The following is a 5,496-nucleotide window of genomic DNA, read 5'->3' as shown; positions in this document are numbered from 1 at the left end:
CTTCTTACCTTTGCATCCGCTTCCAGAACAAAAGGTTCTAAGAGATTGAAAACACCGGCACAGGCTGTGCCGCAGGCGAGGAGAGTAGCTCCTCGACACGTTCTTTGAGAGATTGGTTGAGACAGAAAATTTAAGGTAATCCGCGCAGGGACAGAAACTGCGTCGGTTCCCTTTCCCCGTCGCGGGGAGAGGGAGATAATCAGGGAAGCCGGGGTCGGACGAACACATGAACAGCTTAGGCTGTTTGAAGTAACTATTACAATGGAGAGTTTGATCCTGGCTCAGGATGAACGCTAGCGGCAGGCCTAATACATGCAAGTCGAACGGACTGGAGACCTTCGGGTTTCCAGTTAGTGGCGCACGGGTGCGTAACGCGTATGCAACCTACCTTCCACTGGGGGATAGCCCACCGAAAGGTGGATTAATACCGCATAACATCATTTGAGGGCATCCGAAGATGATTAAAGCTTTGGCGGTGGAAGATGGGCATGCGTGCCATTAGCTAGTTGGCGGGGTAAAGGCCCACCAAGGCGACGATGGCTAGGGGTTCTGAGAGGATGGTCCCCCACACTGGTACTGAGACACGGACCAGACTCCTACGGGAGGCAGCAGTAGGGAATATTGGGCAATGGCCGAGAGGCTGACCCAGCCATGCCGCGTGCAGGAAGAAGGCCTTCTGGGTTGTAAACTGCTTTTATATAGGAAGAAAACGCCTTTGCGAAGGTAACTGACGGTACTATATGAATAAGCACCGGCTAACTCCGTGCCAGCAGCCGCGGTAATACGGAGGGTGCAAGCGTTGTCCGGATTTATTGGGTTTAAAGGGTGCGTAGGCGGCCCGTTAAGTCAGCGGTGAAATCCCGGGGCTCAACCCCGGAACTGCCGTTGATACTGGCGGGCTTGAGTTCGGTCGAGGCGGGCGGAACTGGTGGTGTAGCGGTGAAATGCTTAGATACCACCAAGAACCCCGATTGCGTAGGCAGCTCGCTTGGCCGAAACTGACGCTGAGGCACGAAAGCGTGGGGAGCGAACAGGATTAGATACCCTGGTAGTCCACGCCGTAAACGATGATGACTCGATGTTGGCGATACACTGTCAGCGTCCAAGCGAAAGCGTTAAGTCATCCACCTGGGGAGTACGCCCGCAAGGGTGAAACTCAAAGGAATTGACGGGGGCCCGCACAAGCGGTGGAGCATGTGGTTTAATTCGATGATACGCGAGGAACCTTACCTAGGCTAGAATGCGCGTGACAGGGCCAGAGATGGCCCCTCCCTTCGGGGCACAAAGCAAGGTGCTGCATGGCTGTCGTCAGCTCGTGCCGTGAGGTGTTGGGTTAAGTCCCGCAACGAGCGCAACCCCTACCTTTAGTTGCCAGCGCGTCATGGCGGGGACTCTAAAGGGACTGCCTTCGCAAGAAGCGAGGAAGGCGGGGACGACGTCAAGTCATCATGGCCCTTACGCCTAGGGCTACACACGTGCTACAATGGCCGGTACAGAGGGTCGCCACCTAGTGATAGGGCGCCAATCTCAAAAAGCCGGTCTCAGTTCGGATCGGAGTCTGCAACTCGACTCCGTGAAGCCGGAATCGCTAGTAATCGCGTATCAGCAACGACGCGGTGAATACGTTCCCGGGCCTTGTACACACCGCCCGTCAAGCCATGGAAGTCAGGGAGACCTGAAGCCGGTGACCGTCAAAGGAGCCGTCTAGGGTAAAACTGGTAACTGGGGCTAAGTCGTAACAAGGTAGCCGTACCGGAAGGTGCGGCTGGATCACCTCCTTTCTAGAGACGGCCCCTGGCTTTCCTGAAAGAAAGGCGCACGTTTACCTGTGCGGATGCCACCTTAGACAACTGTCTCAACCATTCAATCAAAACCTTATTTACTGAAAGGTGACTGTGAGGCGCCGCCCGGAGCGCGCTAATGTTCATGGGCTTGTAGCTCAGGTGGTTAGAGCGCTACACTGATAATGTAGAGGTCCGTGGTTCGAGTCCACGCAGGCCCACTCACAGGAGTTAGAAAGTTAAAGAGTTAGAAAGTTAGAGAGTAAGTATACTCTTGACTCCCAAACTCCCCGACTCATAAACTCCTAAACTACACCGGGGGGATTAGCTCAGCTGGCTAGAGCGCCTGCTTTGCACGCAGGAGGTCAACGGTTCGACTCCGTTATTCTCCACACAGCACAACAAACACAACAAGGTGAAAGCAGATGGTTTTCACTTCTAACCTGAGGATGATGCACTATGTGTTGAGCGCCCACCAGCAATCAACCGCAAGGCAGTCGGCAATCAGGGAAAGTTCTTTGACATGATGGGAAAGAGAGAGAAACAAAAGTAAAGTTTAGGTTACCTTGAAAGAGGTAATCCATGCATAACGAGAAAGAAGCGGACCGCGCCCCTGCTTGGGGGCACGGTCGAGAACGCAGAGAAGGGCGCATGGGGGATGCCTAGGCTCTCAGAGGCGATGAAGGACGCGACAAGCTGCGATAAGCCGCGGGGATTGGCACATACAAGTTGATCCGCGGATGTCCGAATGGGGCAACCCAGTGTGTTGAAGACACACTACCCTACGGGGGGCGAACCCGGGGAACTGAAACATCTAAGTACCCGGAGGAAGAGAAAACAAGAGTGATTGCGCAAGTAGTGGCGAGCGAACGCGCAACAGCCCAAACCGATGCTGTCACGGCAGTGTCGGGGTTGTAGGACCACGACGTGGGACCAAAGATTGAAGTGTAAGCACCTGGGAAGGTGCACCGTAGAGGGTGACAGGCCCGTGCACGTAAGCTCTTTGGCCCTAGTGGTATCCTGAGTAGGGCGGGACCGGAGAAATCCCGCCTGAATCCAGCGGCACCATCCGCTAAGGCTAAATACTCCTGAGAGACCGATAGTGAACCAGTACCGTGAGGGAAAGGTGAAAAGTACCCTGAATAAGGGGGTGAAACAGATCCTGAAACCATGCGCCTACAAGCGGTCGGAGCCCTTTTGTGGGGTGACGGCGTGCCTTTTGCATAATGAGCCTACGAGTTGCTCCTCCCTGGCGAGGTTAAGGTCCTTAAGGACCGGAGCCGCAGCGAAAGCGAGTCCGAACAGGGCGCAGAGTCAGGGGGGGCAGACGCGAAACTTTGTGATCTACCCATGGGCAGGATGAAGGTTGGGTAAAACCAACTGGAGGTCCGAACCAGTTTACGTTGAAAAGTATTTGGATGACCTGTGGGTAGGGGTGAAAGGCCAATCAAACTGAGAAATAGCTCGTACTCCCCGAAATGCCTTTAGGGGCAGCGTCGCGGTGGAGTCATGTGGAGGTAGAGCTACCGATAGGACTAGGGGGAGTCACATCCTACCGAATCCTGACGAACTCCGAATGCCACTTGACATACGCGGCAGTGAGGCGCGGGGTGCTAAGGTCCCGCGCCGAGAGGGAAAGAACCCAGACCGTCAGCTAAGGTCCCCAAGTCCAGGCTAAGTTGAACAAAGGGGGTCCACTTGCTTAGACAGCCAGGAGGTTGGCTTGGAAGCAGCCATTCCTTTAAAGAGTGCGTAACAGCTCACTGGTCGAGCGAGAGGGCATCGATAATAATCGGGCATCAAGCATGGCACCGAAGCTACGGATTGTATTATATACACTGGTAGGGGAGCATTCCCTGCTGCGGCGAAGGCGTGCCGGCGAGGCGCGCTGGAGCGCAGGGAAAAGCAAATGTAGGCATGAGTAACGATAATGCGGGCGAGAAACCCGCACACCGAAAGACCAAGGTTTCCTGATCAACGCTAATCGGATCAGGGTTAGTCGGGTCCTAAGGCCGAGGCGAAAGCGCAGGTCGATGGACAGCTGGTTAATATTCCAGCACCGGCTGCAGCAAGCGATGCGGTGACGGAGAAGTGAAAGGACCGCGCACTGACGGAATAGTGCGTTTAAGGCCGTAGGTATTGGAGGGGTTGTAAAGCACGCCCCACTAGCTGAAAGCCGAAAGTACTCTGACCCTTCGGGGGAAGAGAGTGTCCCTAATCAGGCTCCCGAGAAAACCCGCTAAGCGTTCTAACGCTGCAGCCGCCCGTACCGCAAACCGACACAGGTGGTCGAGGAGAGAATCCTAAGGTGCTCGAGTGAATCACGGCCAAGGAACTCGGCAAAATGACCCTGTAACTTCGGGAGAAGGGGTGCTTCCTTGCAGCAATGCAAGAAGCCGCAGTGAAAAGGCCCAGGCGACTGTTTAACAAAAACACATGGCTTTGCGAAATCGAGAGATGAAGTATAAGGCCTGACACCTGCCCGGTGCCGGAAGGTTAAGAGGGGGGGTTAGCCGCAAGGCGAAGCTCTGAATCGAAGCCCCGGTAAACGGCGGCCGTAACTATAACGGTCCTAAGGTAGCGAAATTCCTTGTCGGGTAAGTTCCGACCTGCACGAATGGTGTAACGATCTGGGCGCTGTCTCAGCCGTGAGCTCGGTGAAATTGTAGTCTCGGTGAAGATGCCGAGTACCCGCAACGGGACGGAAAGACCCCGTGCACCTTTACTATAGCTTAGCATTGACGCTGGGTAACTCATGTGTAGGATAGGTGGGAGGCTGCGAAGCGGTGTCGCCAGGCATCGTGGAGCCGTCCTTGAAATACCACCCTTGAGTTGCTTGGCGCCTAACCTTCTTGATTAAGGGGGACAGTGCTTGGTGGGTAGTTTGACTGGGGTGGTCGCCTCCAAAACAATAACGGAGGCTTTCAAAGGTGCCCTCAGCACGCTTGGTAACCGTGCGCAGAGTGCAATAGCAGAAGGGCGCTTGACTGTGAGGCCCACAAGCCGAGCAGGGTCGAAAGACGGATATAGTGATCCGGTGGTTCCGCATGGAAGGGCCATCGCTCAAAGGATAAAAGGTACGCCGGGGATAACAGGCTGATCTCCCCCAAGAGCTCATATCGACGGGGAGGTTTGGCACCTCGATGTCGGCTCGTCACGTCCTGGGGCTGGAGAAGGTCCCAAGGGTTCGGCTGTTCGCCGATTAAAGTGGCACGCGAGCTGGGTTCAGAACGTCGTGAGACAGTTCGGTCCCTATCTGTTGTGGGCGTCGGAGATTTGAGGGGTCCTGACCTTAGTACGAGAGGACCGGGTTGGACGAGCCACTGGTGGACCTGTTGTGGCGCCAGCCGCAGCGCAGGGTAGCTACGCTCGGACGGGATAAGCGCTGAAAGCATCTAAGCGCGAAACCCGCCCCAAGATGAGATCTCCCTTAAGGGCCGTCAGAGACGATGACGTCGATAGGCCGCAGGTGTAAAGGCAGAAATGTCACAGCCGAGCGGTACTAATTGCCCGAGCGCGTTCTCCAAGGCGAGAGCCAAAGCCGCAAAAGCGGCCCGCTCCTTTCTACTCCCTCTCTTTCCCAACTAGTCAAAACAACTATAAAAACATCATTGCGGCCTGCAATCGCAACAAAGGCAATGGTGGCTATGGCTCCGGTGAGCACCTCTTCCCATCCCGAACAGAGAAGTTAAGCCCGGACGCGCCGATGGTACTG

The 5,496-nt window shown here is 55.3% G+C and carries 2 tRNA genes and 3 rRNA genes; all 5 read left to right on the top strand.

The window, feature by feature from the left end:
• Nucleotides 1–258 precede the first annotated feature (258 nt).
• Nucleotides 259–1,781 (top strand): 16S ribosomal RNA (locus tag ACFS7Z_RS26910).
• Between the two features lie 147 nt (nucleotides 1,782–1,928).
• Nucleotides 1,929–2,002 (top strand) — tRNA-Ile (locus ACFS7Z_RS26905).
• A gap of 97 nt (nucleotides 2,003–2,099) precedes the next feature.
• Nucleotides 2,100–2,173, top strand: a tRNA-Ala gene (locus ACFS7Z_RS26900).
• 239 nt (nucleotides 2,174–2,412) lie between these two features.
• Nucleotides 2,413–5,307: ribosomal RNA gene (locus ACFS7Z_RS26895) — 23S ribosomal RNA — on the top strand.
• 111 nt (nucleotides 5,308–5,418) lie between these two features.
• Nucleotides 5,419–5,496: ribosomal RNA gene (rrf, locus tag ACFS7Z_RS26890) — 5S ribosomal RNA — on the top strand; the annotation flags it as partial.

The organism is Pontibacter toksunensis (assembly GCF_042686245.1).
Classification (GTDB): Bacteria; Bacteroidota; Bacteroidia; order Cytophagales; family Hymenobacteraceae; genus Pontibacter; species Pontibacter toksunensis.
Note: the sequence above shows the minus strand (reverse complement) of the source record. Positions and strands in the feature narration are given on the sequence as shown.